We start from the raw sequence: 24,231 nt of genomic DNA on the forward strand, positions 1-24,231 counted from the left end.
CCATTTCAGGGCAATAAGCTGGGAAATAATAAAAATCGGCAAAATCGAAAATTCCAGTAACGGCGCGGGTTTTTGGATTTATGCATAAAATGTGTATAATCGCACAATTCAGTTAGACGCCAAAAATCCCGTCAAATCAGGGTTTTCGGCGTGGTTGTGGGAAAGTACATATGTACAAAAGACCGGGTTTTGAACACATGTCTTTGCATAAATATTGCATAAACAATGTCAGGGGTGAGGTGTATTATGTAATGGCGAGAGAGAGAAGCCCGGACCGCAAGAAAGCATTAGCGATGTGGTTCGCCAGTGGCAAGGAAATGAAGCCAGGAGAGATTGCCGAAAAGCTTGGAATCAGTGCCGGACTTGTTCGTAAATGGAAAAGCCTTGATGAATGGGAGAAGCAGCCTGAGCCGCGACCAGGAGCGCCGAAGGGCAATCAGAACGCTGTGGGCAATAGAGGTGGGCACGGTGGGCCATACGGAAATGATAAAGCCGTTAAGCATGGTCTGTTCCGTAAGTTCCTGCCAGATGATGAAGAAACACGGGAGATTTACGACACAACGGCCGAGCTTTCGACGTTGGATATCTTGTGGGAAGGCATTCGAATCCAGCTCACGAACATTATACGTGCTTTGAAGACTCAGCATGTAACGGGCAAGGATGAGATGATTAAGGAAGTCAAAAAGCAGAAATTTGAGATCCATAACACGGGTACCAAGAAGGAACCGAAGCTTGAACAGATCATAACTGAACAGGAATATGAATTCCAGTTTGCTTGGGATCGATCAGCAACCAGCCTGAAAGCCATGGCTGCTGCATGGACGGCGCTGGGTGGTTCCATTAAGAAGTATGAAGATGTCGCGCGGTTGGCTTCCCCCGATGAAGTGAACGAAGTCCAGAAGCAGCGTTTGGAGCAGATCAAGGCCAGTATTGCCGTGATGCGTGGTAAGGTGCCAGATAACAGTAAGCTTGACCTGAACCAGCAAATTACCGCATTGGCTGACTTGATCAACAACCCTGTGCCGGAACGGGTGATAGACGATGACTGACACAGCCCTGATTCCATATGCTCCATTTAATACGAAGCAGTCGGAATATATCCGGCGTTGCCAGAACTCGTGGCTGAATGTAGCTGAGGGCGGCAAGCGTGCAGGCAAGAACATCATTAACCTGATTGCCTATGCCATGTGCTTGGAGGTTCACCCGGACAAGCTTCATTTGGTCGCTGGGGTGAGCATGGCAGCCGCGAAGATGAACGCCATTGACTCGAACGGGTTCGGGTTGCAATGGCTGTTCAAAGGGCGTTGCCGGGAAGGTGAATACAAGGACCGTGCAGCACTCTTCATTCAGACCAAGACAGGCGAGAAGATCGTCATTATTGCAGGCGGTGGTAAGGCAAACAATGCCGCGCTGATCAAGGGTAACTCCTACGGGACGGCCTATGTGACGGAGGTCAACGAGTGTCATCCATCATTTGTTAAAGAGGTGATTGACCGGACGTTGGCGTCCACTAAGCGACAACTGTTCTTTGACCTTAACCCGAAACCCCCAGCGCATTGGTTCTATGCAGACATCTTGGACTTTCAGGATGAGTTGCTCAAGCTTGGGGAGAATCAGGGGTACAATTACGCACACTTTACCGTGTTCGATAACCTGAGTATCACAGACGACCGTCTCAAGGCGCTACTGATCACTTATGACAAGTCTAGTCTTTGGTACAAGTCAGAGATTAAGGGTGAACGAACGGCAGCTACAGGACGGATATACACGGGCTACACCGTTAAGGATGTCATCATTACCAGGGAGCAGATACGGGCCGAACGGTTCATTGAGTTTTCGATTGGCATAGACGTTGGGGGTACTGACGCCACGGTTGCCACGCTCACTGGATTTACGCCGCGATATGGAGCGGTTATGCTGCTGGATGGCTTCTACCACAAGCAGGGCAAGGAGAATGGCTATACACATGACCGTTACGCCAAGGAGATCGTTGAAAAGATAGTCGAGTGGTCGGAAACCTATCCGGCCTTTTTGTCGTGTGCTCATATCTTTGCTGAATCGGCTGACAAGCTGTTCCGGCAGGCGCTGACAAATGAGCTAAGGCGGCGGGGGATACACATTCCGGTTGTGCCTGCTTACAAGAAAGAGGGCATCGTTGACCGGATCAGGTTGACGAACGTTCTGATTAACCAAGGGCGGTACAAGGTTATGGCTCACCTTAAACATTGGATTGAAGCTATAGAGAATGCTACATGGGATGAGACAGAGCGCCAAAAGGGTGAATGGGTGCGGACGGATGACGGAAGTTACCCAGTGGACTGCTTGGATAGTAGCGAATACGCCGTTCAGCCGTTCAAGAAGAGACTGGAGGTATAGAAATGGGGTGGATCAAGAATATGGTCATGAAGATATTAAGGATTCAACCAGCGCCGGAGAACAAGTCATTCATCATCCGTGAGCCGTTCAGCTATCGGACCAGTGTCCTGCGCAACCGGCTCTGGTATCGTGGAGATCCGTCCGAGCTGGAACAGTTCTACAAGCAGTCGGTCACAGATAACGTGAGCCGTTCCCGATTCTGGGCAGCGGTACCGAGTGAGAACCGGCATATCCGGAAGATCCATTCAGGGTTACCGGCTATGATCGTGGAGCGCCTGTCTGACATCGTGGTTTCGGATATGGACCAGATCGAGCTGAAGACACAGGATCAGACAAAGCTGTGGGAGGAAATCGCCAAGGATAACAACTTTGATGAGCTGCTGGGTAGTAGCCTGATTGAGGCGCTGGTAGAGGGGGACGGAGCGTTCAAGGTAACACTGGATACCGACATTACCCCGTACCCCATTATTGAGTTCTACGCAGGCGATAAGGTTCGATATAGACGAGAACGTGGCAGGCTCCAGGAGATCATCTATTACACGGAGTACCGCCATAACGATAAGGATTACCAGCTCGAAGAGACATTTGGCAAAGGGAAGATCAAATACAAGCTGCTGAGTGCGGACGGGAAAGAGGTTCCTCTGGCTATGGTGGCCGAATTGGCTGGCTTGGATGAAACGACATTTACGGGTGACTTCATTTGGGGCGTACCGATGTCTGTGTTCAAATCATCCAAGTGGCCGGATCGAGGTAAGTCCATCTATGAGAGCAAGGCAGATAGCTTTGACGCTTTGGACGAGGTTATCAGTCAGTGGTGGGATGCCATTCGATCCGGGCGAGTGCAGAAGTACATTCCGGAAGACCTGCTTCCTCGGGATCCGAATAACGGAATGCCCATCAAGCCGAATCCATTTGATATGGACTTTATCGCGGCTGGTAGGACAATGGCCGAGGATACCAAGGATCAGATATCCCTGGTGCAGCCGGCAATCCTCTATGAGGCGTTCGTCTCGTCATATGCGTCTGCACTGGACATGTGCTTGCAGGGGATTGTATCGCCATCCACGTTGGGAATTGACTTGAAGAAGACGGATAATGCCGAGGCGCAGCGGGAGAAGGAAAAGGCCACATTGTACACCCGCGGCAAGATCATTGAACGTCTGAACGAAGTCATTCCGGAATTGGTGTCAATTGTGCTGAAGGTGCATGACAACAACCTGCAGCGGACCCCAGGTGAATATGAAGCATCCGTCAAGTTCGGGGAGTATGCCAGTCCTTCCTTCGATGCTGTTGTGGATACGGTAGGTAAGGCACGGACACATGGTGTGATGAGCGTTGAACGTGCGATTGAAGAAATGTATGGCGACACCTGGACCGATGAGGAAAAGGCTGCTGAGGTGCAGCGGCTCAAAGATGAACAGGGAAGCACCTTTGATGAACCGGCATTGAACCGGGACGACCCGCCTGATCCTAAAGACGATGACGACGAAGATGATGAAGCATGAAGAAGAAATATGACATCCGTCAGATCTTCAGCGACATGGAAATGGATCTGATCAAGTCCATGCAGCGTAACCTTCAGCGTCACAAGGATGACGAGGAACGAGAGGGAAAAGAGTGGGAGCAGTGGCAACAACGCAAGCTGGAGGATATCCAGCGTTACCGTAAGGAGACACGCCAGATATCCAAGAAGTATGAGCCGGAAGTAAAGAAGGCAGCCGAGGAAGAGGTTAAAGGTTCCTGGCGGCGTGGGGCAGATCGTGTTGTTAACACGGTCAAGGGCTTGTGGAACAAGATCACGGGCAAAAAGCCGGATGTTGAGCCTGAGGATGGTTCAGATCGTAGCTTCTTCAAGATCAATGAGAAGCGGGTTAACTCTCTCGCAGATGCAGCAGAGAACAATCTGCAATTAGCCCGCCACGCCATGCTGAGGCAAGCGGATGATGTGTATAGACAGACCATCTACAAGTCACAGGTGTATTTGAACAGTGGAGCTGCTTCGCTGAATCAAGCTATCGACAGGGCCACTAAGGATTTTCTTGAAAAGGGCTTCGACTCCATCACATATGCCAATGGTCGAAGGGTGAATGTGGCCAGTTATGCGGAAATGGCGCTGCGTACAGCATCCCAGCGTGCAGTGTTTGCTGGAGAGGGTGCAAAACGGGATCAGCTCGGCATTCGAACCGTGGTCATATCTTCACACGGCAACTGTTCGAAGCTGTGTCTGCCTTATCAGGGCAAGGTGTTCATTGACGATGTGTATTCCGGGGGATCGGCTGCAGATGGGAAGTATCCGCTACTGAGTACCGCCATAGCCGGGGGCTTGTTCCATCCGAACTGTCGTCACAACATGACCACGTTCATTCCAGGTACCAGTTCATTACCAAAGCCTGTTGACGATGAGAAGGCACTATCCAACTATCAGGCCGAACAGAAGCAGCGATACATGGAACGCCAGATACGCAAGTACAAGCGCTTGGAAGCAGGGAGCGTGGATGAAGGAAACCAGGCGAATTACAAGGCCAAGGTTAGACAGTGGCAAGCCCAATTGCGGATACACCTGAAGGAACATGATTACTTACGAAGAGATCCCAAACGGGAAAAGTACAAAGGCACTTGATGGAAGCTAAGAACCTTTGTACTAAGGGTTAAAGTTTATGAGCAGCAATAGTTCTAATAAGTACCGGTATCTTCTTAGCAGTATCTAAGGCGTCGTCGCTAAGATGAAGAAGATCGACTTTTGCGAGTTGGCTTAAGGAGTTAATAGCTGTATCAATGACATCATTTACTTGATTTTTTATAGTTTCTGCATCGTTGCTATGGGATGCGTTTCCTGTAACATAGGACTTTTCAATCTCGTAGGTACCAGATTCAGTTCTAGTGACAGGGCTTGGAGGAGTGGATAATGCATTTAGAGCTCCAGAAACATGCCCTTCATTAAAGTTAAGGCCCTCATCTTTTAGTTTTTGTACGAACTCTTTGCGAATCAATACCCCATTTTGTTTCAAATGCTCCATAGCCTTTTTACGAATATCGCTTGTCGTAGACATTGTTTTTCCTCCTCGAATAATTGAATTTTTGTTTATTTTGTTCATTTTGTTTATTTGTTGATTTTGTTGAACAGTGATTATATTAAATTACTTAATATCGAAAGTCAAGCGTATTTCGTCTTTGGGTTGCTGGCAGACGTTAAAGAACAGCTCATCACCGGACGCGACCGGGTAAAAAGCGAAGATGAATAGGGAGGCAATTGATATGAACAAGGAACAGTTTATTGCATTGGGATTCACAGAGGAACAAGCGGAGAAAGCAGCTACTGCTTCTCAAGATGAGCTGAAGGGGTTTATTCCTAAGACGCGATTTGATGAAGTAAACACAGCAAAGAGTAAAGCGGAGAATGATGTTGCTGATCGAGATAAGCAGATTGCAGAGTTGGGCAAAACTGCGGGACTGTCTGAGGATCTGAAACAACAGATCGAGACGTTGAAAACTGAGAATCAGACAGCCAAGACGCAATATGAATCCGATCTGAAGGAAGTCAAGATCAGCAACGCCATTACGGCTGCATTAACCGGCAAGGTTCATAACGAGAAAGTTGTAACCGGGCTGATCGATAAGACGAAGCTGGTCCTTGGAGACGATGGCAAGATTGTTGGTCTTGATGAGCAGCTGACGGGATTGAAGACGTCGGATGCTTATCTGTTCAAGCCTGAAGAAGGTCAGAGCCAACAACAGCAGCAACCAGGCATTAAAGTAGGCGCTGGCAAAACAGAACCACCTGCAGGCGGACAGCTCTCCCTGGGAGATGCCATTGCCGCACACTTTACAAAATAGAATAGGAGCTGATTTGAATGGCAGTAACATTGGCAGAAGCAAAGAAAAACGTACAGGATGCAATTACACTTGGGGTGATTGACGAATTCCGGAAGAATAACTTCCTGCTGGAAAACCTCACCTTTGATGATGCGGTTTCCCCAACGGGTGGCGGCGCTACACTGACTTACGGTTATACACGTTTGATCACACAGCCTACAGCCCAGTTCCGTGAAGTGAATAAAGAGTACACCCCGCATGAAGTATCCAAACAACGGCACACCGTTGACCTGAAGGTATTCGGGGGAACGTTCCAGATTGACCGAGTTATCGCTAATATGGGCGGTATCGTGAGCGAGGTTACGTTGCAGATGGCGCAGAAGGTTAAAGCAGCTCAGGCGCTGTTCAACGATACCGTAATCAATGGTGATTCAGCGGTGGAGGCATTGGCTTTTGATGGTCTGGACAAAGCTTTGACAGGCTCCAGCACAGAGTATGTCCCTACTGAGGTAATCGACCTTTCTACCTCAGCAGCCATTGATGCTAACTACAAGGTATTCCTGGATCAACTGGATGAATTCCTAATGGGGTTGGATGGACCGCCTTCCGCGATCATGGGTAATTTGAAGATGATTGCGAAGATCCGTGCTGTTGCGCGTCGCTCAGGGGCGTACACCAATACAAGAGACGAGTTCGGTAATCAAGTTGAGAAGTATAACGAGATTCCATTGATCGATCTTGGAGCTAAGTCGGGCTCCAATGCACCAGTAGTTGAGACTGACGCAGGTGGAGAGACAAGCATCTACATCCCTCGTTTGGGTCTGGATGGCTTCCACGGTGTATCCATGGCAGGCGTGGCGCCTGTACAAACATGGTTGCCTGATTACTCTACATCTGGCGCTGTGAAAACAGGTGAGGTCGAGATGGTTGCGGCCGTGGCACTGAAAGCAACCAAGGCAGCTGGCGTAATGCGTAAAATTAAAGTTTCCTAGGGAGGAATAGATCATGGCTAAAGTAATTGCACCAAATAAGGAATACACGGGGCTGTCTGCAGGTGTTGCTTTTGCAAATGGCGTGGGTGAGACAGACAACCCTCATTTGCTGAACTGGTTCGAGTCGAAGGGCTACGAGGTTGAGAAGGATCCCGTAGATCAACCTGATGATGTACCTGTTCTTAATCTGGAGCCTGGTGATATCACAGGTGGTAAAGCAACGGATCTTCCCGCTGATCCGCCTGAAGATAAATCGGCAAAAAGCACTAAAGCCGGAAAGTAGGTGCCATATGCCCTACGCTACACCGGATGAATATGAACTGTATGGAGACGGCGTGATTCCGGCTGAGGACTTGGACAAGGCTCTTAGTCGGGCATCCGACCAAATAGACAGCCTGACCTATAATCGCATCGTGCAACGTAGCCTGGACGGCCTGACAGCCTTTCAGCGGGGGAATGTGGTTAAGGCAGTATGCCAGCAAGCGGATTTCCAGTTCCAATATGGGGATTACTTGGACTTTCCTCTCTCTGGATACTCCGCGGGCAGCGTCAGCGTATCATTTAAGGCCGTTGATGGCCCCGGAGGGGTTAAGACTACCGAAGGTGTTACAAGTCTGCTGAGAGCCACAGGGTTGATGAATAGGGGGCTGCGCTGATGAGAGGTAAGTTTCCGTTTCCACATTGGATATTGAAGACACCTGTTCAGGTGTTTCGTACCAAACTGTCAGAGGATGGTGAGCCTGTCGAGGATCTAATCTTTGACGGGCTTGCTTGTTATGACGAGAAGATGCGGCAGAAGCTAGATAAGGAACGCCGTTTGGTTACGTTGTCCGGCAAGGTGATTCTTCGTGGCGATATATTGCCTGGAGAACTGATTGAGGGTTTTGTCCGGGTTGGCGGTACTGATCGGATTATATTCAGCGCTTCACGGCCGCAGCATCCAGACGGCAGCGTCTTTTCTACGGAATTGGAGCTGAGCTGATGGTTAAAGTGAAAGTGACGATGGATCCCAGGGCAATGCGTGACATCGCAAATGCACCATTGAAAGCACTGGAGCAAGTCGCCAACGGGAAAGCAGAGAGTATTCTGACCGAGATTGCCAATGCTCAGGTCGTGCCAAAGCAAACAGGTGAGCTGGAACGCAGTGCATGGGTAGATACTACAGGGCTCAAAAAGGGCAAGGTCAAGATTGTGTATGACACGCCATATGCACGCCGCCTTTACTGGCACCCAGAATACAACTTCCGTAGGGATAAGAACGCTAACGCCCAAGGGTTGTGGCTGGAAGCTTGGCAACAGGAACAGAAGGGCTGGATACGTAAGACGTTTGAAAAGCTGGTCAAGAAGTTTGGGGGTGGATTCATCAAATGATGCTTTCCGAAATCCGCGACTGGATGAAAACGCAGATCGATTCCCCAAATTGGTACATTAGCAAGATTGATGGGAAAAAGGAACAGTCCATTGGGATTTACAACCTGAACACTGGACAACCTTACATTGCCATCGGAGGGTTGGATAACACCAGCTATGCCAGCAAGTCCATATCCATCCTGGTTCATTGGAGTAAAAACGCAGATACAGCGGAGCGTAAGGCCCATGAGGTCTATGCTGCGCTATTTGGTCGTTCTGATGGCGAGATAGCAGGGCACCGTGTCATTGCCTTTGAGATGCGGACACCGTGGCCTATTGATGTGGGCACGGATGATGCAGGGATTTACGAGTATGTGATTGAGACAACGATTTATTACGAGAGGTAGGGGAATGGAATGCCGACAACAGGCGTATTTCCGGTTCATAACAATATTTTCAAAGTAGGTATTAAGGGCCGCGTTTCCACAGATTCAGACATGAAAACGATCAAGGATCTGGAGAATTTCGCGCCAGCCATTGATGGTAATACGGAAGAGTGGAGTTCGATGGACCAAGGGGGCTGGACAAGACGGGCGGTAACAGGCAAGTCGTTGTCCTTTAGTTTCAGCGGGAAGCGGAACTATGGCGATCCAGGTAATGACTACGTTGCGGGTCTGATGCTTGGTACAGGTCAACAGGTCGAAACCATCTTCGAATGGACCATGCCATCCGGCGCGAAGCTGACCATGGATTGTGTCATTAACTTGACCACACCAGCAGGTGGTGATTCGACGAACATTGACGGTCTGGAGTTCGAGCTACTATCTGACGGTAAGCCAGAATTTGAACCTGCACCAACCACACCATAATCATAAACCAAGGGGGATTTATCCATGTCAAAAGTTATTAATATCACAGACAAGTTTTCTACAGAACTGCCGTCCATTCAGATCGGTGAAAAGCTGTATCCGGTCAACAACGGTATTTCAGCCATGATGGCGTTTGAAGAAGCGGCAACAGGCGGCTTGACTGGTATTTTGAAAGCCTTGGAAGGCGCATTTGGCAAAAAGGCATATAAGGAAATGGATGTCGAGGGCATGAGCATGGGAAATATCATGGTTTTGGCATCGGCGGTTCTTGCGGCAATGATGAACATTACCTATGAGGAAGCGAATGCGCGATTTCAGCGGGAAGTCCAGTCCTGACGGCTGGTATGACCTGTACGAAGATTGGGAACTGATTGAATCCAGTCTTGCCAAGCAGTACGGCATCCGTATTCGGCAGCAAGGAGATATGCCGTGGGAAGAGTTTTGTACATTGGTCGGGGGCCTTATGCCAGATACACCGCTGGGAAGCATTGTATCGATCCGTGCAGAGCAAGACCCCAAGACCATTAAGGGATTCAACACAGATCAGCGCCGTATCTATAACGAGTGGCGAAAACGGCAGGCAGTCAAACAGTTGGACGACCCTGTTGAGTTGGATCAGCAGATGAAGAATCTGGAAGCCGCAATGGCTCGGGCCTTTGGGGGTGAGTAGATGTCAAGTGCAGGCCACGTAGATTTAGACTTGGGCTTGAACTACGGAGCCTTTCAACAGCAGCTCAACGGTATCTCCAGTACCGCTACCAACCTGGTGGGCGGGGCCTTCAAGAAACTGGGCGGGATCGTTGCCGCAGCCTTTGCTGTCAATAGCTTAAAAGAGTTTGGTAAGGAAGCCATTAACCTGGCATCCGACTTGGCCGAGGTCCAGAACGTGGTTAACGTCACGTTCGGATCAATGACCAATCAAATTAACAACTGGTCATCGAACCTGATCGAATCGTTCGGTCTGTCCGAGTTGTCCGGTAAAAGATATGCATCCACTATGGGTGCCATGCTCAAGTCTTCAGGTATTACAGGAGAAGCCATGAAACAGATGTCTGTCAAGTTGACGGAATTGTCTGCTGACATGGCTTCTTTTTATAACATCACGAATGACGAAGCGTATTACAAAGTGTTCTCCGGTATGGTCGGTGAGACTGAGCCGCTGAAGCAATTGGGCGTAAACATGTCCGTGGTCAATATGGAAGCCTACGCCATGTCACAGGGCATCACAAAGTCCTGGTTGTCCATGACCCAATCTGAACAGGCCATGCTTCGGTATGGCTATTTGTTACAAGTAACGGCCGATGCTCAGGGTGACTTTGCCCGTAACGGTCAGTCATGGGCGAACCAAGTCCGTATGATGTCGGAGCAGTGGAACATCTTCAAGGGCACAATGGGTGCAGGGTTCATTAACATTCTGACGCCGATCCTGAAAGGGCTCAACTGGATCATTGCCAAACTACAAGTTGCGGCGGCTTATTTCAAGGCATTCACGGAGTTGGTGTTTGGGGATGCAGTGAACGCTGGTGGTGCCGGAATGACGGTGGCTACGGATGCCATGGGCGGTATGGGAGATGCAGCAGCGGCCGCAGCTCCTGCGGTAGAAGATACAGGGAAAGCGGCTGAGAAGGCAGGCAAGAAGGCAAAAAAAGCCGGAAAAGACATGAAGGGCAGTCTGGCCGGGTTCGATCAGCTCAATACACTGGCTCAATCCGCGGCGTCCGCTCTGGATGATGCAGGTTCTAAAGCTGTTGGAGCTGGCAAAGGAATAGGCGGGGGTTTGGGCGGTTTGGCTGGGTTTGGTGACTTGGACTTGGGAACACCATCCATTGAGGTGGACCCGATCAAGCAACAAGTGGCTGCCTTCTTGGAAGATGTCAAATCGCGGTTCTCTCAAGCCTGGGCGTATATCTCTTCGGGTTGGGGCGAAATGCGGCCGGCACTGCAACCGTTCATTGACATGATGGTGCCTATACGTCAATCGGTATCAAACATGGGCAAGACGTTTTTGGACCTGAAAGACAAGGTGCTTGTTCCGGTGGCGAAGTACATTTTGGGCGACTTCATTCCGACCATCGTCACAGGCTTTGTTAAGTCGTTCGCTCCAGTGATTGCCAATCAGATCGTATGGACATTTGATTTCTTGGATCGGGCATTCCGGAATTCCACGGATCAATCCATTAAGCTATGGGAAAACGTCTGGTTGCCGAGTTTGGAGAAGGTGAAGAACGCCTTTGTTACCAATATGCCGTTAATCGCGGCAGCCCTGCAAAGCCTACTGGATGGCACATTGAACCCGTTCACGGATTTCATGATGAATGACTTTGCTATCCCGGTATCTACGGTGCTTGCTGAGACGCTGGTACCCATTTTTACAGATACACTGGTCTGGGCAATTGACACATTCACCAAAACGTTCACGAATGCAGTCAACCATATCAACGATCTATGGGACAGCACGCTGAATCCGGCGCTGGAGAAGTTCAGGGATTTGTTCTTGGACATCATTCCGCAGATCGGGAAATCATTTTCTGACTTGCTGAATGGTACGTTAAAGCCGTTTGTGGATTATGCCTTGAATGACTTCATCATCCCGATTGCCGCGAAGATTATTGATACGCTGGTACCCGTATTTACAGATACCTTGGTTTGGGCTTTCAAGGAAGCAGCCAACACGTTTGAATGGGCTGTCAAGCTGATCAATGATATCTATAATACGGTGTTGAAACCCGTCTTTGATTTGATTAAGAAAATCGTACTGGACACGTTGGAGACAATTAAAGGTTTGTGGAACAAATACGGGGCCGAGCTACTTGCGAAGCTGACGGAGTTTATGGAGAACACAAGAAAGCTGTTCCAGAAACTTTGGGACGATATCCTGAAACCGATCATAGAGCCGTTCCTCAAAAAGCTGAATGAAATTTGGGAAGGCACGCTCAAGGGAATCATTAAGCAAGTTGGCGAAGTGGTCATGAAACTGGTTAACGCTGCACTGGACATCTACAACAAGTTCATTGTTCCATTGATCAGTTATGTCATAGACAAACTGGCCCCAGGCTTCACCAAGGGCTTTAACATCATACTGAACATCGTCACAACGGTCATCGAGAGCGTAGGCGGGATCATCAAAGGGCTGCTGAAAACACTTGGCGGCGTCATTGATTTTGTGGCAGGTGCCTTCACAGGTGACTGGAAGAAGGCATGGACCGGAGTTAAGGATATCTTTGGCGGCATATTTGATTCCTTATATAGCTTGGTCAAAGCACCGCTGAACCTGATCATAGATGGCATTAACAAGGTCATCGAAGGATTCAACAGTTTGAGCGTAAGTATTCCTGAGTTTGAGGTCTTTGGTCAGAAGGTCGGCGGGGGTAACATTGGGGTACCACAGATCCCGAAAATTCCGAAGCTGGCAAAAGGCGGTTTAGCCTACGGGCCGACACTTGCCATGGTCGGGGATAACCGGGGCGCTTCCGTTGACCCAGAAGTTGTATCGCCACTGTCCAAGCTGCAAGACATGATTGGCGGGAATAATCAGCCGATGGTGGAAATATTGCTCCTGATTCTGGATGCCATCAAGAACGGAGATAAACAGACCGTCATTCAGCTCAATGGTACGGAGTTGGGGCGTGCTGCAGCGAGAGAGATAAACGATATTACAAGGCGTACAGGCCGTTCGCCATTAACGACATAGGAGGGATGCAGATTGGAAATCAAAATTAATGGTCAAGAGATTGCCGCTTATCCCTCCACGTATCAGGTGACGGTGCTTGACTTGGATGACGCTAATTCATCCGTCCGTACTGCTGATGGGACGCTGAACCGGGACAGGATAGCGGTCAAACGGCAGATAGACATGACTTGGGGGATGCTGACATGGGCAGAAATGTCCTCCATCCTTCAATCCATGTCCAATGTGTTTTTTGATTGTACTTATCCAGATCCCATGACAGGGAAGCATGAAACCAAACGGATGTATGTCGGCAATCGGCCTGCACCGTTTTCCGTAATGAGTGGCGGCGTGATGTACTGGTCCGGGCTCAAATTGACGCTGACAGAGAGGTGATCAAATGTATCCAATATCGCCGCTCTACACGGATTATTTAAGACGGCCGGACCGAGAATTTATCGTCAAGGCTCTGGTACAGTCAGAGGAATATGATAGTAGCAAAATTGTAGATTTCTCCATAGAAAATAGCTTGAGCCTGAACGATGGCTTTGAGATCGGAACGGCTATCCCGAGCAAACTTACGATCAGGTTGCGAACGAATGAAATCATCCCGGCAAATGCGCGAATCGTGCCGTACCTGTCCTTATCTATGGCGGGTATGACTTGGCTACAAGCGCAGTACCCATGGCAGGATATGCATGTGTCTTGGACTGGCGACGGGACGGACTGGCTACCGCTGGGAGAGTTCTTCGTTGATGGCCGGGAGAAGATCAATGACGTATGGACCTTTATCTGTTATGACAAGCTGGTTTTTGCGGATGTGGCTTACATATCATCCTTGACTTATCCGACCACGCAACGTGCTGTGTTCAATGAGATTTGCAACCGGCTTGGATGGACGTATGACAGCAGCGTGGTGATCAATCCAGCGTATCAGATACAGGCAGGGCCAGCGGGGTACAGTATGCGTCAGGTGCTGTCCTATATTGCTTCTGCGAATAGCGCCAGTATTTACATCGACAAGGCGGGTACCGTGAAATTCAAACGGTTCACGGCTGCTGATACTCCTGTATTCGATATGACTACGGCTGATTACGTTCAGGTGAAGCAAACCAATCCAGTCAAGACATACACACGGGTTGTGGTCACCTACAACACCGAAGATGAATTGAAGTATGAAGCCGGGACAGGTGATGATAACCATACGCTGTATGTGGAAAACCCCTTTGCTACACAGACGGTCACAAATGGGCTTCTGGCAGCTTTGAACGGATTCTCCTATCTGCCACTCACAATGGATGCGAGGGGCTTCCCGCAGCTTGAACAGGGTGACGTCATCGGGTTTGAACAGCAGGAAGGCACAACCTGGGACGAGACGGTATCAACATGGCAGGATACGCACATTCCATGGGATGGTATCATGCGATACAAGACGGTAATCCTTCATCAAGTGTTCAACTTTGCTGGTGGTCTACGGATGACGCTGGAAGCACCTTCTGTGTCAGAGCAGCAGAGTGAATTTATGGTAGATGGTACGTTAACAACCGCTGTCAATAAGCTGAACAAGGAAGCTGTGAAGGAAGGCAAATCCTATTACGGGGCAACCATTACCCGTACTGAGGGTCTGACCATTGAACGTGAGGACCATGCCAGTAAGGTGATTCTGAACAGTGATAAGATGTCGTTCCAGGCAGACGGTCAAGATGCAATTTATTTTGACATCCCGAGCAGACGGTATAAGTTTAACGGGACGCTAGAAGCCACGGATGGGGTCTTTACTGGAACACTCCAAGGTGTTGACGGAACGTTTACGGGTAATCTCAGTGCTGCTGGGGGTACATTCAAGGGTAATCTGCAAGCAGCAGGCGGGACCTTTACCGGGACGCTTGTCGGGGTGGATGGTACATTCAGCGGAACTATTGAGGCTGCCATAATAAAGGGTAGTGAAATCAATGGTTCAACCATCATTGGTTCGGTCTTGAAAACAGCTAACAGCGGCAGGCGCATTGAAATTGATTCGGCTGGTTTCCGGTCCTATGATTCCAATGGTCGTAATCGTGTACAGATTTCCACTTCAACCGATTCCTCTGTTGCTGCGGTAGTTTGGAGAGATACCAACGGGTCATCCGTAGGAGAGATCAACTCCTATGAATCTAGTGGGCAGCTGACGGTATTCAGTAATAATCTGTGGCTTGGTTCCAACAGCAACGCAAACCCAATTCGCTTGCAAGGTGCTGTCACATTCGGAGGAAGTGCTACGTTAAGAACGGGGTTTGTATATGGGATTGGCATATCAGACATTTCAGGATTACAATCCCAGCTCACATCACTGCAGACTCAAATTTCAAGTTTGTTATCTTCGTTTAATACTCATAGGCATTCTGTTACCGTTCCAAATCATAATCACGGGAACACTGCTAACCAAACATCTGGAGGCGGAACCTTCCAATCTACTACTCCGTAATGTATCATAATAGGTAAATTGCACCAATATGGAGGTAGTGTTTATGAAAAAAATCGCATACATTGCTGGCGGTATTCTGATTGGTTTTGTTTTTTCGACAACAACGGGGGCTTTTGCCGATCAGATAAAAAGTTTAGTGGGAAAGAAAGTGACAGGTGAGTACACCGTTATAGTTGATGGTAAATCTCTATCAGATAAAGGCGCTATAATTGATAGCAAGGCTAACGTCCCCGTTCGGGCCTTATCTCAAGCGTTAGGAGCTGATGTACAAGTGTCAGGTAAAACGATCACAATTACTTCTACAGATTCTGATACATCTGGATCAGGAACAACAGTTTCGTCTTCTAATACTTATTCAGGTAAGTCTAAGGAATATCTTGAATCGATGAAGAGTGAATACAACAATAAAATTTTGCCTCCATTGTTAGAGGGGCGCGATAAAGTAGCCGCTGCACTTGAAGAAGTCAAAAGCACAGGAAATAAAGATTCAATTGCACAGGCTGAACAAAGACTTGCTGAATATCAAAAATTGGTGGACGATGCACAAGTTGAACTGAAGCTGATCGACGAGGCATTGGCTGCAATTAAATAGCCTATTGGGCGTAAAGCGACAAATAATACCAAAATAACACTTAACACATTCGGTAATGCATGGTACTATATTCCTATAAATTAGGGATATAGTGGGGGTTATGGTGTGAACAAGAAGCCATGGTACAAAAAATGGTGGGTATGGTTAATTATCATTTTCGTTGTAGGTGTTTTTGGATCAAATATGCAAGACGATGAGGCAAAGCCAGTTACTGCTGAAGCAAAGAAGACAGCTTCAACTTCAACAACTGAAAAGAAAGAGGCTGTTAAGGAAGAGCCGAAAGAACTTGCAATTACAGAGATCGGAACAGGTATTCAAACCAAGAATTTTAAGGTTTCTGTCGAAAGTTTGACCAAACCAAAAAGCGATAATATGTTTGTTACTCCTGAAGAAGGAAACGAATTCGTTTCGGTAGGCCTACTAATTGAGAATATTTCTGAAAAAGACTACACGATTAGTTCAATGATCATGTTCGATGCATATCAAGATGGATTTTCTATCAATGAAGACATAACAGGACACGCTTTGAAAGGTTCGGAAAAGACGATGGATGGTGCTTTGGCGGCAGGGAAAAAAATCAGAGGTACTCTGGTTTACCAAGTACCGAAAGATTGGAAAGAACTTGAAGTTAATGTTGATCTCACAAAGCTAAGTTTTAGTACTGATGGTGAGGTTAAAATAGTTTTGCCAAATAAATAAATTCAAATGAGAGTCCATATGCATGGGCTCTTTTTTTGTTGCGCGGAAAGGAGTGAATGTCTTGAAAATTAAGAAAGTGCTTGAACTATCCGTGGATGTGACTGACATTTTCCGTGAGAGTCCATTGGTGATTCGGGCCATGTTGGAGACGTTACCCACGCTGGATTCTCAGGTTGCATTCCTTCGGACGATTCAAACGGACGTTGATACATTACTGAAAGGAGTTGTTACGGATGGCCAACAGGTACACGAACCTAGTCGGATCGAGAAAGATCAGTGAGGATTTTAATAACATCAACATTGGTTTTGACCGTGTTCAGGCTGAGATGGATACCAAAGGAACACCGCAGGATGCACAGACAAAAGCCGATGCCGCCAAACAGGCTGCCATAGATGCGGCTGCCGCTGCCCTGACATCTCATAAGCAACGTGGAGCCGATGAGCATCCCACAGCAAAAGGGAATGCAGCGGGGTTCATGAGTGCGGCTGACAAGCTCAAATCTGATGCCAGCACCAACGCCGCAACCCCCGATACCCTCATGCAACGTGACGCAGCGGGCCGCGCCAAGGTGACGGCTCCAATAGCGGCAGATGACATTGCCCGGAAGGCAGAGACAGACGCCGTACAATCCAATCTGGAAAGCCATGCAGCGGATACGGATATTCACGTTACTGCTGAGGATCATGCCAAGCTGGATGGTATTGCTGAAGGTGCAGAGATTAATCAAAATGCATTTGCCAAGGTGAATGATGTGGAAGCTTCCACGAAGTCCGATACTGTTACTTTTGTGGGTGGTACCGGGATTGCCGTTACAACGAATCCGTCTACTAAACAGGTAACTGTAACTGCAACGGGAACGGCCACTCCTGGTGCCCATGCATCATCTCACGTTACTGGTGGGTCTGACGTGATTCCAGATGCTGTGACAGACGGAGCCAGCGGCCTAATGAGCGGGTCTGATGCCAAGTTTGTCCGAGTGGACGGTGAGAGCAAAACGGGGGCGCAGGCAAAGGTTGATGCTGTTAAAGCTTACGTGGATGGAAGACTGGATACTCCTGATCGATCAGCCATTACACTGCAACCAGGTATCCAAGTTGTTCAGGCAGATCAGGACTCGGCATTCAGACTGGCAGGGCTGCAAGGCCGGACAGTACTTAACTATCAAAGCCAGATTGGTATCTTTGGTGTGCTTAACCCGTACGTGATCCGGTATGGAGCTAATCTGCTGCCGCCGTTTTATGAGTGGGAATCTGGGATTGCAACCGGGGATAGTTTATCCCTTGACAATCCATACAAAGCAACGATTAAAGCAACAACCATCGGCGGAAGTTTCGTGCGGTGCTGGGTGCCTGTCAAACCATTGCAAAAGTACACGGTATCTGTGACCGCTCAAGGATCAAATGCAAGGCCGTATATTTATCTTTGCCGCGCGGATCGATCAAGGATTGATAGTATCAAATTACCTTTTGGAACAGTCACTCCATCTACTGAAACAACTTACTTGGAGATTGTACTAAATACATTGGACAGTGGAAGCAATCCAGCAACAGGTACAGCAGTCTTTACGGATGCTACCATGGTGATCGGTGCAACAGCTTTGCCATTTGTGCCGCGTGATGACGCCATGCTCGCTTTACAAACGGAGCTACACGCCAATCCAGATACCGGAGCTAACCCGGATATGGTGTTTGAGCGAGATGGGCAGTATTTCAAGTTGGCGAAGTGGGGACGTGTTGTATTGGATGGCAATCTTGGTTGGGCGGTTGCATTAAGCCCGTCAGGATTTAAGCAAATCGAAATGAATTCTTACAACTTTCCTGTAACCGGAAATCAAGGCTATACGACCAAATACAATGGAGCTGTTTTACCTAATTTCTCAGGGATTCCTGCATCGGCGAATTTGGGTACAATCAGTCAGGCCACAGGAAGATATTATGTAACAATCGCCAACGCAGACAGCGGATGGGGAGACTCATATACACCGACATTAGAAGAGATTAAGGCGTATTTCATGGGATGGACTATGTTCGATGGATCGGCGGGTACTGGCTCAGGTAATAGTCCTGATAAGCCTGCAAATAACGTATATAATGGCACAGGAATGATGTGGTGGGCACGTCGGACAGATGGAATAACACGTACTTGGGCAGATGCTACTAGCATAGTGCCTACGAATCTAGCGCCAAACTGGACTCCATATCAACTCCTTTACCAGCTTGCTACACCAGTAGTCGAGCCGATTACGTCTGAGGGGCAATTGACGTTTAATGAGGGAGATAATCAGGTGGAAGTGGGTACGGGGATTATGTTGCGGGAAAGCACAAAGCCAACACTTTCCACTCTCTACAATACGTACGAGATAAATTCCGTCAATACAGTGGGGTCGGTAGCCCCAAATCCTCTAAAATACAAAGCTCGGAAAGTGCTGACAATTTATAAGAACAATCGACAGGATAAGTGGTTGAGAATCTCAGACACGAATAGTTACGGATTGGAGCGTGCTTTTTTAGATGCAGCACTGTTTGATCCATCCACATCCTATTCCGCCACATACCTGATGTTGGACAAGTATCCGACTACCAACTTTGATGGAACATATGCCGAGAATGAAAAGGCTCTGCTGCTGGATACAGTTCGAACGCTTCAGGAGAATACGACACGGATATCTGTACTGGAGTCGAAAAAGGCGGAGAAGGACGCTCCTGCATGGATTATGCCGACACTGCTTAACGGATGGAAGAACTATTCAGCATCATATCAGCCTGCTGGTTATTACAAAGATAGCCAAGGTGTAGTCCACTTGCGCGGTTTAATTAGTAGCGGAACAAGTAATACCGGAACATTCATTTTTAATTTGCCTAAAGGATATCGCCCTCAAAAGGCAACTTTATTTAGTGTGCTTACTTCTAATGGCACCGTTCTGGTGGCCGCCACATTGGAAATTGCGTCGAATGGAGTCGTGTACTTAGGCTTTGCAGGCGGTAACACCTGGCTGAGTTTAGAAAACATTTCATTTCTAGCTGAACAATAAAGGAGGGGTCATATGAAAGCCGTACCTAAAGTGAATACAGACGGACTCTATTTAGAGGACGAGTTGGTGGACGATGCCTTTAGTGGTGTCGTCCCTTTTTATACTGAGCTGGAGCCTGTGTTATTTGATCCAGATCAGATCGAGCAGCCGGGAGTACCTGATGAGGATGAGGAAGAAGCGGAACAAGAGATTGCCGGGTATCTGGTCGGCGTGCCGGTTCCTGCTGGCCTGTTTCACCCCCGTTTTGACTTGGTGGCATGGGAAGCATACCAGGACGAACCGCAGGAAACTTTTCCTGACCTGTGGGTGGAAGGGCTAAGCCAGGAAGAGATTGACGAGCTGACCAAGCCGAATTCAGAAGAACCGTCAGAGCTGGAATTGTTAAAGCAACGACTTGCGGAATCAGAAGCGGAGAACAAACGTTTAGCTGAGGAAAGTAACGCTAATCAGCTTGCCCTTATGGAACTGCATATGCTTGTACTCAGCGTGGTACCGCCGGATGAGGGCTAAGATTGCAAGGCTGCTGATCCGTTGGGCTATTAGGCTTATGAGGGGAGGTGAGACAATGCTAGTCGTATACGTGATGATGATCCACAAAGGGCTGATCAAGCTGGAGCAAGTGCCGCCAGGCAGCCGTGATCAAGTGGCCGCTGCTTTGCAAGCCGGAGACATGGACCAAAACGGAAATATCGTGTAACAGGCGTACCAATCGTGGTGCGCTATTTTTACGTCTTCTTTCATGCAATTTAACATTTTAATATCTAAATCGTATAGACCTAATAACAACAAAATGGAGGAATTAATCATGCCTATTGAAACGAATCGTTTAAAACTACCCCTACCTTTGGGGAATGAAAGTGTAAGCCGTGTAGGGATCAATAACATCTTTGAGAAGATCGATGAGGGTGTTGCAACACGAGAAGAAGTAGAAGAACTTCGCCAATCTGTAAGCGAGATGGACATTCCAAACGCATCACTGACTGAAAAAGGTAAAGTGCAGTTATCCAGCAAAACAAACGGCGATAGAGAAGATGTTGCTGCTACGGAGAAAGCAGTCGGACTGGCTTTTCAAGCTGGAGTTGAGCGGAAAGCGGAAGTGGTTGCCGCGCTTAACTCCATAGGTGTATCGGCTTCCACAAGTGAAACCTGGGCATCGCTTACTTCTAAAGTGTCCAAGGTTATCAGGGCGACAGGTAATGCTGTTCCAGCAGATGTTCTGGCTGGAAAAACATTTAGTAATAACAATGGCTCAAATTTAGTTGGTACTTATATTACTCCAGTGAGAACCGCTATTAATGGAATTAATAATGGAAGTATTGATTTAAACGAAAGAGATTACAGCAGAATACTTTTTACAATTCCAGTTTCGAATCGCTATGTAGATGTCTTCGGAGATTCCACAGAACCAGGGGATAAGTGGAGAGCTATCAGGATAGGTATTACAAACACACAAGTTCAATCTGCAATAACTCTTTTTTATCATGCAAGAGACAGAGCGGGCAGATTATTTACATTGGATTTTTACTCAGTCAACCGTGTACCCAACCAGGAGCTTTACTTATCGCTATATAATTTGAGAATTGATAGACAAGCTCGTAGCCTACTATTCAAAGGGGGAACGGGGAATGGAGATTGGACAAGACCTTATCACACTATTCCGAATGATTTTGATTTCAATGGTCCGATAGATGTGGTAGCTGCTTTTCATAAATCTAGCGGTGTTCCGGTAAATTACTCTGTTTACTTAACAGGCCAAATGATAACGACATAGATATAAATATAAGACCCTCTGATTTCAGTGGGTTTTTCATTTTGAATAGATGGGGGATATGGAGTTGGAGAACGTGGGGAAATGGGCTTTGGCAGCAGGTAGCTGGCTAGTGTCTTATTTGTTTGGAGGGTGGTCCGGAGTGTTGGGCGTATTGCTTGTATTCGTGGTTCTGGATTACCTGACTGGTGTTGCTGCTAGTTGGATGTCAGGGGAGCTCAAAAGCAAAATCGGCCTTATCGGCATCGCTCGTAAGGTATTTATTTTTGCCATGGTGGCTGTCGGTCACTTGGTGGATGGCATCCTTGGTGATGGCCACTTATTCAGGGATACGGTGGCGTTTTTCTATATTGCGAATGAGCTGCTGTCCATCACTGAGAATGGCGGGAAAATGGGTGCACCTATCCCAGCAGTAATCAAGCAGGCTATTGAAGTATTGAAAGGCAAAGGCGGCAACGATAACGATAGAGGAGCTGGTACGAATGCTTAAAGTATCAAAAGCGGGAATAGACTTGATTAAATCGTTTGAAGGCTGCAAGCTCACAGCGTACAAGCCTGTTTCAACCGAAACATATTGGACAATCGGTTGGGGTCACTATGGAGCTGACGTCAAGAAGGGCATGACCATCACGCAGGCTCAAGCTGACGCTATGTTGGTTACTGACCTGGTAAAATACGAAGCTTATGTTAACAACTCATCTTATGTGCCAGTGACAGACAAGCTCAACCAGAATCAATTCGATGCTCTTACAAGCTTTTGCTATAACTGTGGTGCCGGTAATCTGAAGCAGCTATGTAATGGCCGCACAGTAGCACAGATTGCCGCAAATATCACCAAGTATAACAAGGCAGGTGGAAATGTATTGAATGGTCTGGTGCGGCGTAGACAGGCCGAGCTTGATCTATTCAACAAGCCAGACGAGACGAAGGAGAACAAGCCGGTGACTCAGGAGCGAAACGTTAACGTACCAAGCACATGGGCTGAGACGACGTGGAAAGAAGTAACGGATAAAGGATTCTTTGACGGTACACGTCCAGGTGCAACTGTAACACGTGAGGAGCTTGGGGCAGTTGTTAGCCGGTTGCTTAAAATGTTCAAGAATTAAAATTGTTTCGCATGATTCTAGAAAGACGGGGTACCTTATTTATTGATTTCTAAATCAAAGAGTGGAGGTATTGCAATGGCAGACAATCAGTCATTAATTGAGTTGGAAAAAGATGGGAGTGTAAAAATATCTAAAGAGATAGTAGATTCGTTTTTAGAAGCTTATAAGGAGTTATCTGGAGATTCAAATGAAGGAGAGGTATCTACAGAGAGTATATTTGGCCGAAAACATACTTATTGTGTGACAACAGGCGACGGCCAAAAACATCAATTCCGTGAATATTCTGTTCTTGCACATGCAAAGTGTGTTCAGCTGGGTCTGGTTTACGGAACTCCAGCTACAATGAAAAAAGGTAGTTGCGACGCTTAATTTTATTTGAATCAAAGAGCCCTGTTAACCTTTAACGGTCAGCAGGGCTCTTTTTGTTTATCTACTCAATTTATACAGGCAGTACTGATTCAATGAAACACTCTCGGCAGCAGCACGTTCAACCAGTTGCCGGTGCAGACTCCGAGGTACCCGAAGATTAAACTTCCCACTGTACTCATCCTCACCGATCGGTTCAGGAATGTCGTCACCGTATTCCAGTTTCACTGCCAGGTATCCCTCCATCGCTTCACGAACACTCTCGTATGCTTCAGCAAAGGTATCTCCGTTGCTTTGGCACCCATCTAATTCCGCAACAGTTGCGAAGAAATAATCACCGCTCTCGTCTTTAACGGGTCTGATTTGTATCGTATACGGGAGGGCCATGTAGTACGCTAAATCCTTCTTTTGGCTATGATTTGCCATTAATAATCGGCTAGGATATGATGAGAATTAAGGAAAGGGGAGGTGCTACTCCCCGATCCGGTCCAGTACGTCTTTGACGTATGCCGCCTTTAGTGGTTGTTCCTTTTTGATGGTTATCAAGTCTCCTGCTTGGTTTCGGAAATGGAAGTGCGAGCCGTTGCTTCTCACTAATCCATAACCGTGATGCCGGAGTACCTTGGCAACTTCATCATATTGGATACCACTGGGGCGGTCTTTCATTTTTTGGACCAATTTTTCTATCCTAGCCATATCTCACCTCCTAAATATATAGTACCATATATAGTACTATATATGCAAGAGGCTTATGATTTTATTTTGGAATAATTCAGCTTTGTTTTATTTTTTGGCAGATGTGTTCCTTCTATTATAAAGGGGCAGTCATGGGGCAGTTGATTGTGTATTCAACGTTTGTACATGCTGCTCATGACTGCCAATAAGATTTAAAAGCGAGAGCTCATCAATCTTTTGACTGTGTAAGACTATCGCGGAATAGGGTGAGAATCAGCCTTCCAAGCTAATAGCGTGGGTTCGATTCCCATCACCCGCTTATATATTGAAAAAGAAAGAGACGGTGAGTACCGTCTCTTTCTTTTTTTTGCATTCACAGGCATATTGACCATGATTGTATACGAAGATCATGGATTATATAGCTGATTAGCATGTACCAACATGTATCCCATCCTCACGATA

30 protein-coding genes are annotated in these 24,231 nt (G+C 47.6%); 27 read left to right on the forward strand and 3 right to left on the reverse strand.

Going from position 1 to position 24,231, the window contains the following annotated elements:
- The first annotated feature begins 251 nt into the window (after positions 1-251).
- The 4 genes from terS to MHI55_RS01640 are packed head-to-tail and all read left to right on the forward strand — an operon-like array spanning position 252 to position 4,996.
- A complete protein-coding gene (terS, locus tag MHI55_RS01625; protein ID WP_340388469.1) occupies positions 252-1,049 on the forward strand; it encodes a phage terminase small subunit in 798 nt (265 codons plus the stop codon).
- On the forward strand, positions 1,042-2,376 hold the full coding sequence (locus MHI55_RS01630; protein ID WP_340388471.1) for a terminase family protein: 1,335 nt from the start codon (positions 1,042-1,044) through the stop codon (positions 2,374-2,376). The genes terS and MHI55_RS01630 overlap by 8 nt, the downstream gene beginning before the upstream one ends.
- Before the next feature lie 26 nt (positions 2,377-2,402).
- Positions 2,403-3,881, forward strand: a complete 1,479-nt coding sequence (locus MHI55_RS01635; RefSeq protein WP_340388473.1) for a capsid protein — start codon at positions 2,403-2,405, stop codon at positions 3,879-3,881.
- Positions 3,878-4,996, forward strand: a complete 1,119-nt coding sequence (locus MHI55_RS01640) for a phage minor capsid protein (RefSeq protein ID WP_340388475.1) — start codon at positions 3,878-3,880, stop codon at positions 4,994-4,996. The genes MHI55_RS01635 and MHI55_RS01640 overlap by 4 nt, the downstream gene beginning before the upstream one ends.
- A gap of 28 nt (positions 4,997-5,024) precedes the next feature.
- Here the strand turns inward: MHI55_RS01640 and MHI55_RS01645 are convergent, their stop codons facing one another.
- Positions 5,025-5,426 carry a hypothetical protein gene (locus tag MHI55_RS01645; protein ID WP_340388477.1) on the reverse strand — a complete coding sequence of 134 codons (402 nt, stop codon included), beginning with the start codon at positions 5,424-5,426 and terminating at the stop codon, positions 5,025-5,027.
- A 205-nt stretch (positions 5,427-5,631) separates the two neighbouring features.
- Between MHI55_RS01645 and MHI55_RS01650 the strand changes: the two genes are divergently transcribed.
- The 23 genes from MHI55_RS01650 (at position 5,632) to MHI55_RS01760 (ending at position 23,097) form a co-directional block, all read left to right on the forward strand.
- A complete protein-coding gene (locus MHI55_RS01650) occupies positions 5,632-6,210 on the forward strand; it encodes a phage scaffolding protein (protein ID WP_340388479.1) in 579 nt (192 codons plus the stop codon).
- 17 nt (positions 6,211-6,227) lie between these two features.
- Positions 6,228-7,181: a major capsid protein gene (locus tag MHI55_RS01655; protein ID WP_340388481.1), complete on the forward strand. Its 954-nt coding sequence runs from the start codon at positions 6,228-6,230 to the stop codon at positions 7,179-7,181.
- A 13-nt stretch (positions 7,182-7,194) separates the two neighbouring features.
- On the forward strand, positions 7,195-7,464 hold the full coding sequence (locus MHI55_RS01660) for a hypothetical protein (RefSeq protein ID WP_340388483.1): 270 nt from the start codon (positions 7,195-7,197) through the stop codon (positions 7,462-7,464).
- 7 nt (positions 7,465-7,471) lie between these two features.
- Positions 7,472-7,837, forward strand: a complete 366-nt coding sequence (locus tag MHI55_RS01665; protein ID WP_340388485.1) for a hypothetical protein — start codon at positions 7,472-7,474, stop codon at positions 7,835-7,837.
- Positions 7,837-8,163 (forward strand): hypothetical protein, encoded by a 327-nt coding sequence (locus MHI55_RS01670; RefSeq protein WP_340388488.1) that lies wholly within the window; start codon positions 7,837-7,839, stop codon positions 8,161-8,163. The genes MHI55_RS01665 and MHI55_RS01670 overlap by 1 nt, the downstream gene beginning before the upstream one ends.
- Positions 8,163-8,552, forward strand: coding sequence for a hypothetical protein (locus MHI55_RS01675; protein WP_340388490.1), 390 nt, complete (start codon positions 8,163-8,165; stop codon positions 8,550-8,552). Before MHI55_RS01670 ends, MHI55_RS01675 begins: the two co-directional genes overlap by 1 nt.
- The gene (locus MHI55_RS01680) at positions 8,549-8,938 is read left to right on the forward strand and encodes a minor capsid protein (RefSeq protein ID WP_340388492.1); all 390 of its coding nucleotides are present in this window, start codon (positions 8,549-8,551) and stop codon (positions 8,936-8,938) included. Before MHI55_RS01675 ends, MHI55_RS01680 begins: the two co-directional genes overlap by 4 nt.
- A 9-nt stretch (positions 8,939-8,947) precedes the next feature.
- Positions 8,948-9,400 (forward strand): hypothetical protein, encoded by a 453-nt coding sequence (locus tag MHI55_RS01685; protein ID WP_105597972.1) that lies wholly within the window; start codon positions 8,948-8,950, stop codon positions 9,398-9,400.
- A gap of 24 nt (positions 9,401-9,424) precedes the next feature.
- Positions 9,425-9,736 carry a hypothetical protein gene (locus MHI55_RS01690; RefSeq protein ID WP_105597973.1) on the forward strand — a complete coding sequence of 104 codons (312 nt, stop codon included), beginning with the start codon at positions 9,425-9,427 and terminating at the stop codon, positions 9,734-9,736.
- Positions 9,705-10,070, forward strand: coding sequence for a Gp15 family bacteriophage protein (locus MHI55_RS01695; RefSeq protein WP_340388495.1), 366 nt, complete (start codon positions 9,705-9,707; stop codon positions 10,068-10,070). The genes MHI55_RS01690 and MHI55_RS01695 overlap by 32 nt, the downstream gene beginning before the upstream one ends.
- A complete protein-coding gene (locus tag MHI55_RS01700; RefSeq protein ID WP_340388497.1) occupies positions 10,071-13,091 on the forward strand; it encodes a hypothetical protein in 3,021 nt (1,006 codons plus the stop codon).
- Positions 13,092-13,103: 12 nt separating this feature from the next.
- Positions 13,104-13,463 carry a DUF6711 family protein gene (locus tag MHI55_RS01705; protein ID WP_340388499.1) on the forward strand — a complete coding sequence of 120 codons (360 nt, stop codon included), beginning with the start codon at positions 13,104-13,106 and terminating at the stop codon, positions 13,461-13,463.
- Between the two features lie 4 nt (positions 13,464-13,467).
- The gene (locus MHI55_RS01710; protein ID WP_340388501.1) at positions 13,468-15,531 is read left to right on the forward strand and encodes a polymer-forming cytoskeletal protein; all 2,064 of its coding nucleotides are present in this window, start codon (positions 13,468-13,470) and stop codon (positions 15,529-15,531) included.
- Positions 15,532-15,574: 43 nt separating this feature from the next.
- Entirely contained in the window at positions 15,575-16,123 is a 549-nt protein-coding gene (locus MHI55_RS01715) for a copper amine oxidase (RefSeq protein ID WP_340388503.1), read from the forward strand.
- A 105-nt stretch (positions 16,124-16,228) separates the two neighbouring features.
- The gene (locus tag MHI55_RS01720; protein WP_340388506.1) at positions 16,229-16,822 is read left to right on the forward strand and encodes a DUF4352 domain-containing protein; all 594 of its coding nucleotides are present in this window, start codon (positions 16,229-16,231) and stop codon (positions 16,820-16,822) included.
- A 61-nt stretch (positions 16,823-16,883) separates the two neighbouring features.
- Entirely contained in the window at positions 16,884-17,102 is a 219-nt protein-coding gene (locus MHI55_RS01725) for a hypothetical protein (protein ID WP_340388509.1), read from the forward strand.
- A complete protein-coding gene (locus MHI55_RS01730) occupies positions 17,056-19,854 on the forward strand; it encodes a hypothetical protein (protein WP_340388511.1) in 2,799 nt (932 codons plus the stop codon). Before MHI55_RS01725 ends, MHI55_RS01730 begins: the two co-directional genes overlap by 47 nt.
- Positions 19,855-19,866: 12 nt before the next feature.
- Complete coding sequence (locus MHI55_RS01735) at positions 19,867-20,364, forward strand: hypothetical protein (protein WP_340388513.1); 498 nt, start codon at positions 19,867-19,869, stop codon at positions 20,362-20,364.
- Between the two features lie 55 nt (positions 20,365-20,419).
- On the forward strand, positions 20,420-20,551 hold the full coding sequence (locus tag MHI55_RS01740) for a hypothetical protein (protein ID WP_340388515.1): 132 nt from the start codon (positions 20,420-20,422) through the stop codon (positions 20,549-20,551).
- A gap of 108 nt (positions 20,552-20,659) precedes the next feature.
- On the forward strand, positions 20,660-21,625 hold the full coding sequence (locus tag MHI55_RS01745; RefSeq protein WP_340388517.1) for a phage tail protein: 966 nt from the start codon (positions 20,660-20,662) through the stop codon (positions 21,623-21,625).
- A gap of 58 nt (positions 21,626-21,683) precedes the next feature.
- Positions 21,684-22,112: a phage holin family protein gene (locus MHI55_RS01750; protein WP_340388519.1), complete on the forward strand. Its 429-nt coding sequence runs from the start codon at positions 21,684-21,686 to the stop codon at positions 22,110-22,112.
- Complete coding sequence (locus MHI55_RS01755) at positions 22,105-22,728, forward strand: lysozyme (RefSeq protein WP_340388521.1); 624 nt, start codon at positions 22,105-22,107, stop codon at positions 22,726-22,728. Before MHI55_RS01750 ends, MHI55_RS01755 begins: the two co-directional genes overlap by 8 nt.
- A gap of 75 nt (positions 22,729-22,803) precedes the next feature.
- Entirely contained in the window at positions 22,804-23,097 is a 294-nt protein-coding gene (locus MHI55_RS01760) for a hypothetical protein (RefSeq protein WP_340388524.1), read from the forward strand.
- A gap of 57 nt (positions 23,098-23,154) precedes the next feature.
- Here the strand turns inward: MHI55_RS01760 and MHI55_RS01765 are convergent, their stop codons facing one another.
- Positions 23,155-23,520, reverse strand: a complete 366-nt coding sequence (locus MHI55_RS01765) for a toxin-antitoxin system HicB family antitoxin (RefSeq protein WP_340388526.1) — start codon at positions 23,518-23,520, stop codon at positions 23,155-23,157.
- A 45-nt stretch (positions 23,521-23,565) separates the two neighbouring features.
- Positions 23,566-23,790 (reverse strand): type II toxin-antitoxin system HicA family toxin, encoded by a 225-nt coding sequence (locus tag MHI55_RS01770; RefSeq protein WP_076328831.1) that lies wholly within the window; start codon positions 23,788-23,790, stop codon positions 23,566-23,568.
- Positions 23,791-24,231: the final 441 nt, after the last annotated feature.

Origin of the sequence: Paenibacillus sp. FSL E2-0151, assembly GCF_037993015.1 — a bacterium.
In the GTDB taxonomy this organism is placed as follows: domain Bacteria; phylum Bacillota; class Bacilli; order Paenibacillales; family Paenibacillaceae; genus Paenibacillus; species Paenibacillus amylolyticus.

Excerpts from the sequence above, each read along its gene's own strand:
- MHI55_RS01690 (WP_105597973.1), top strand. The coding sequence starts at position 9,425 with ATGTCAAAAGTTATTAATATCACAGACAAGTTTTCTACAGAACTGCCG.
- MHI55_RS01700 (WP_340388497.1), top strand. The coding sequence starts at position 10,071 with ATGTCAAGTGCAGGCCACGTAGATTTAGACTTGGGCTTGAACTACGGA.
- MHI55_RS01745 (WP_340388517.1), top strand. The coding sequence starts at position 20,660 with ATGCCTATTGAAACGAATCGTTTAAAACTACCCCTACCTTTGGGGAAT.
- MHI55_RS01685 (WP_105597972.1), top strand. The coding sequence starts at position 8,948 with ATGCCGACAACAGGCGTATTTCCGGTTCATAACAATATTTTCAAAGTA.
- MHI55_RS01695 (WP_340388495.1), top strand. The coding sequence starts at position 9,705 with ATGCGCGATTTCAGCGGGAAGTCCAGTCCTGACGGCTGGTATGACCTG.
- MHI55_RS01750 (WP_340388519.1), top strand. The coding sequence starts at position 21,684 with ATGGAGTTGGAGAACGTGGGGAAATGGGCTTTGGCAGCAGGTAGCTGG.
- MHI55_RS01630 (WP_340388471.1), top strand. The coding sequence starts at position 1,042 with ATGACTGACACAGCCCTGATTCCATATGCTCCATTTAATACGAAGCAG.
- MHI55_RS01715 (WP_340388503.1), top strand. The coding sequence starts at position 15,575 with ATGAAAAAAATCGCATACATTGCTGGCGGTATTCTGATTGGTTTTGTT.
- MHI55_RS01635 (WP_340388473.1), top strand. The coding sequence starts at position 2,403 with ATGAAGATATTAAGGATTCAACCAGCGCCGGAGAACAAGTCATTCATC.
- MHI55_RS01740 (WP_340388515.1), top strand. The coding sequence starts at position 20,420 with ATGCTAGTCGTATACGTGATGATGATCCACAAAGGGCTGATCAAGCTG.
- MHI55_RS01680 (WP_340388492.1), top strand. The coding sequence starts at position 8,549 with ATGATGCTTTCCGAAATCCGCGACTGGATGAAAACGCAGATCGATTCC.
- MHI55_RS01655 (WP_340388481.1), top strand. The coding sequence starts at position 6,228 with ATGGCAGTAACATTGGCAGAAGCAAAGAAAAACGTACAGGATGCAATT.
- MHI55_RS01760 (WP_340388524.1), top strand. The coding sequence starts at position 22,804 with ATGGCAGACAATCAGTCATTAATTGAGTTGGAAAAAGATGGGAGTGTA.
- terS (WP_340388469.1), top strand. The coding sequence starts at position 252 with ATGGCGAGAGAGAGAAGCCCGGACCGCAAGAAAGCATTAGCGATGTGG.
- MHI55_RS01675 (WP_340388490.1), top strand. The coding sequence starts at position 8,163 with ATGGTTAAAGTGAAAGTGACGATGGATCCCAGGGCAATGCGTGACATC.
- MHI55_RS01650 (WP_340388479.1), top strand. The coding sequence starts at position 5,632 with ATGAACAAGGAACAGTTTATTGCATTGGGATTCACAGAGGAACAAGCG.
- MHI55_RS01710 (WP_340388501.1), top strand. The coding sequence starts at position 13,468 with ATGTATCCAATATCGCCGCTCTACACGGATTATTTAAGACGGCCGGAC.
- MHI55_RS01660 (WP_340388483.1), top strand. The coding sequence starts at position 7,195 with ATGGCTAAAGTAATTGCACCAAATAAGGAATACACGGGGCTGTCTGCA.
- MHI55_RS01755 (WP_340388521.1), top strand. The coding sequence starts at position 22,105 with ATGCTTAAAGTATCAAAAGCGGGAATAGACTTGATTAAATCGTTTGAA.
- MHI55_RS01645 (WP_340388477.1), bottom strand. The coding sequence starts at position 5,426 with ATGTCTACGACAAGCGATATTCGTAAAAAGGCTATGGAGCATTTGAAA.
- MHI55_RS01765 (WP_340388526.1), bottom strand. The coding sequence starts at position 23,520 with ATGGCAAATCATAGCCAAAAGAAGGATTTAGCGTACTACATGGCCCTC.
- MHI55_RS01730 (WP_340388511.1), top strand. The coding sequence starts at position 17,056 with ATGGCCAACAGGTACACGAACCTAGTCGGATCGAGAAAGATCAGTGAG.
- MHI55_RS01770 (WP_076328831.1), bottom strand. The coding sequence starts at position 23,790 with ATGGCTAGGATAGAAAAATTGGTCCAAAAAATGAAAGACCGCCCCAGT.
- MHI55_RS01670 (WP_340388488.1), top strand. The coding sequence starts at position 7,837 with ATGAGAGGTAAGTTTCCGTTTCCACATTGGATATTGAAGACACCTGTT.
- MHI55_RS01640 (WP_340388475.1), top strand. The coding sequence starts at position 3,878 with ATGAAGAAGAAATATGACATCCGTCAGATCTTCAGCGACATGGAAATG.
- MHI55_RS01735 (WP_340388513.1), top strand. The coding sequence starts at position 19,867 with ATGAAAGCCGTACCTAAAGTGAATACAGACGGACTCTATTTAGAGGAC.
- MHI55_RS01665 (WP_340388485.1), top strand. The coding sequence starts at position 7,472 with ATGCCCTACGCTACACCGGATGAATATGAACTGTATGGAGACGGCGTG.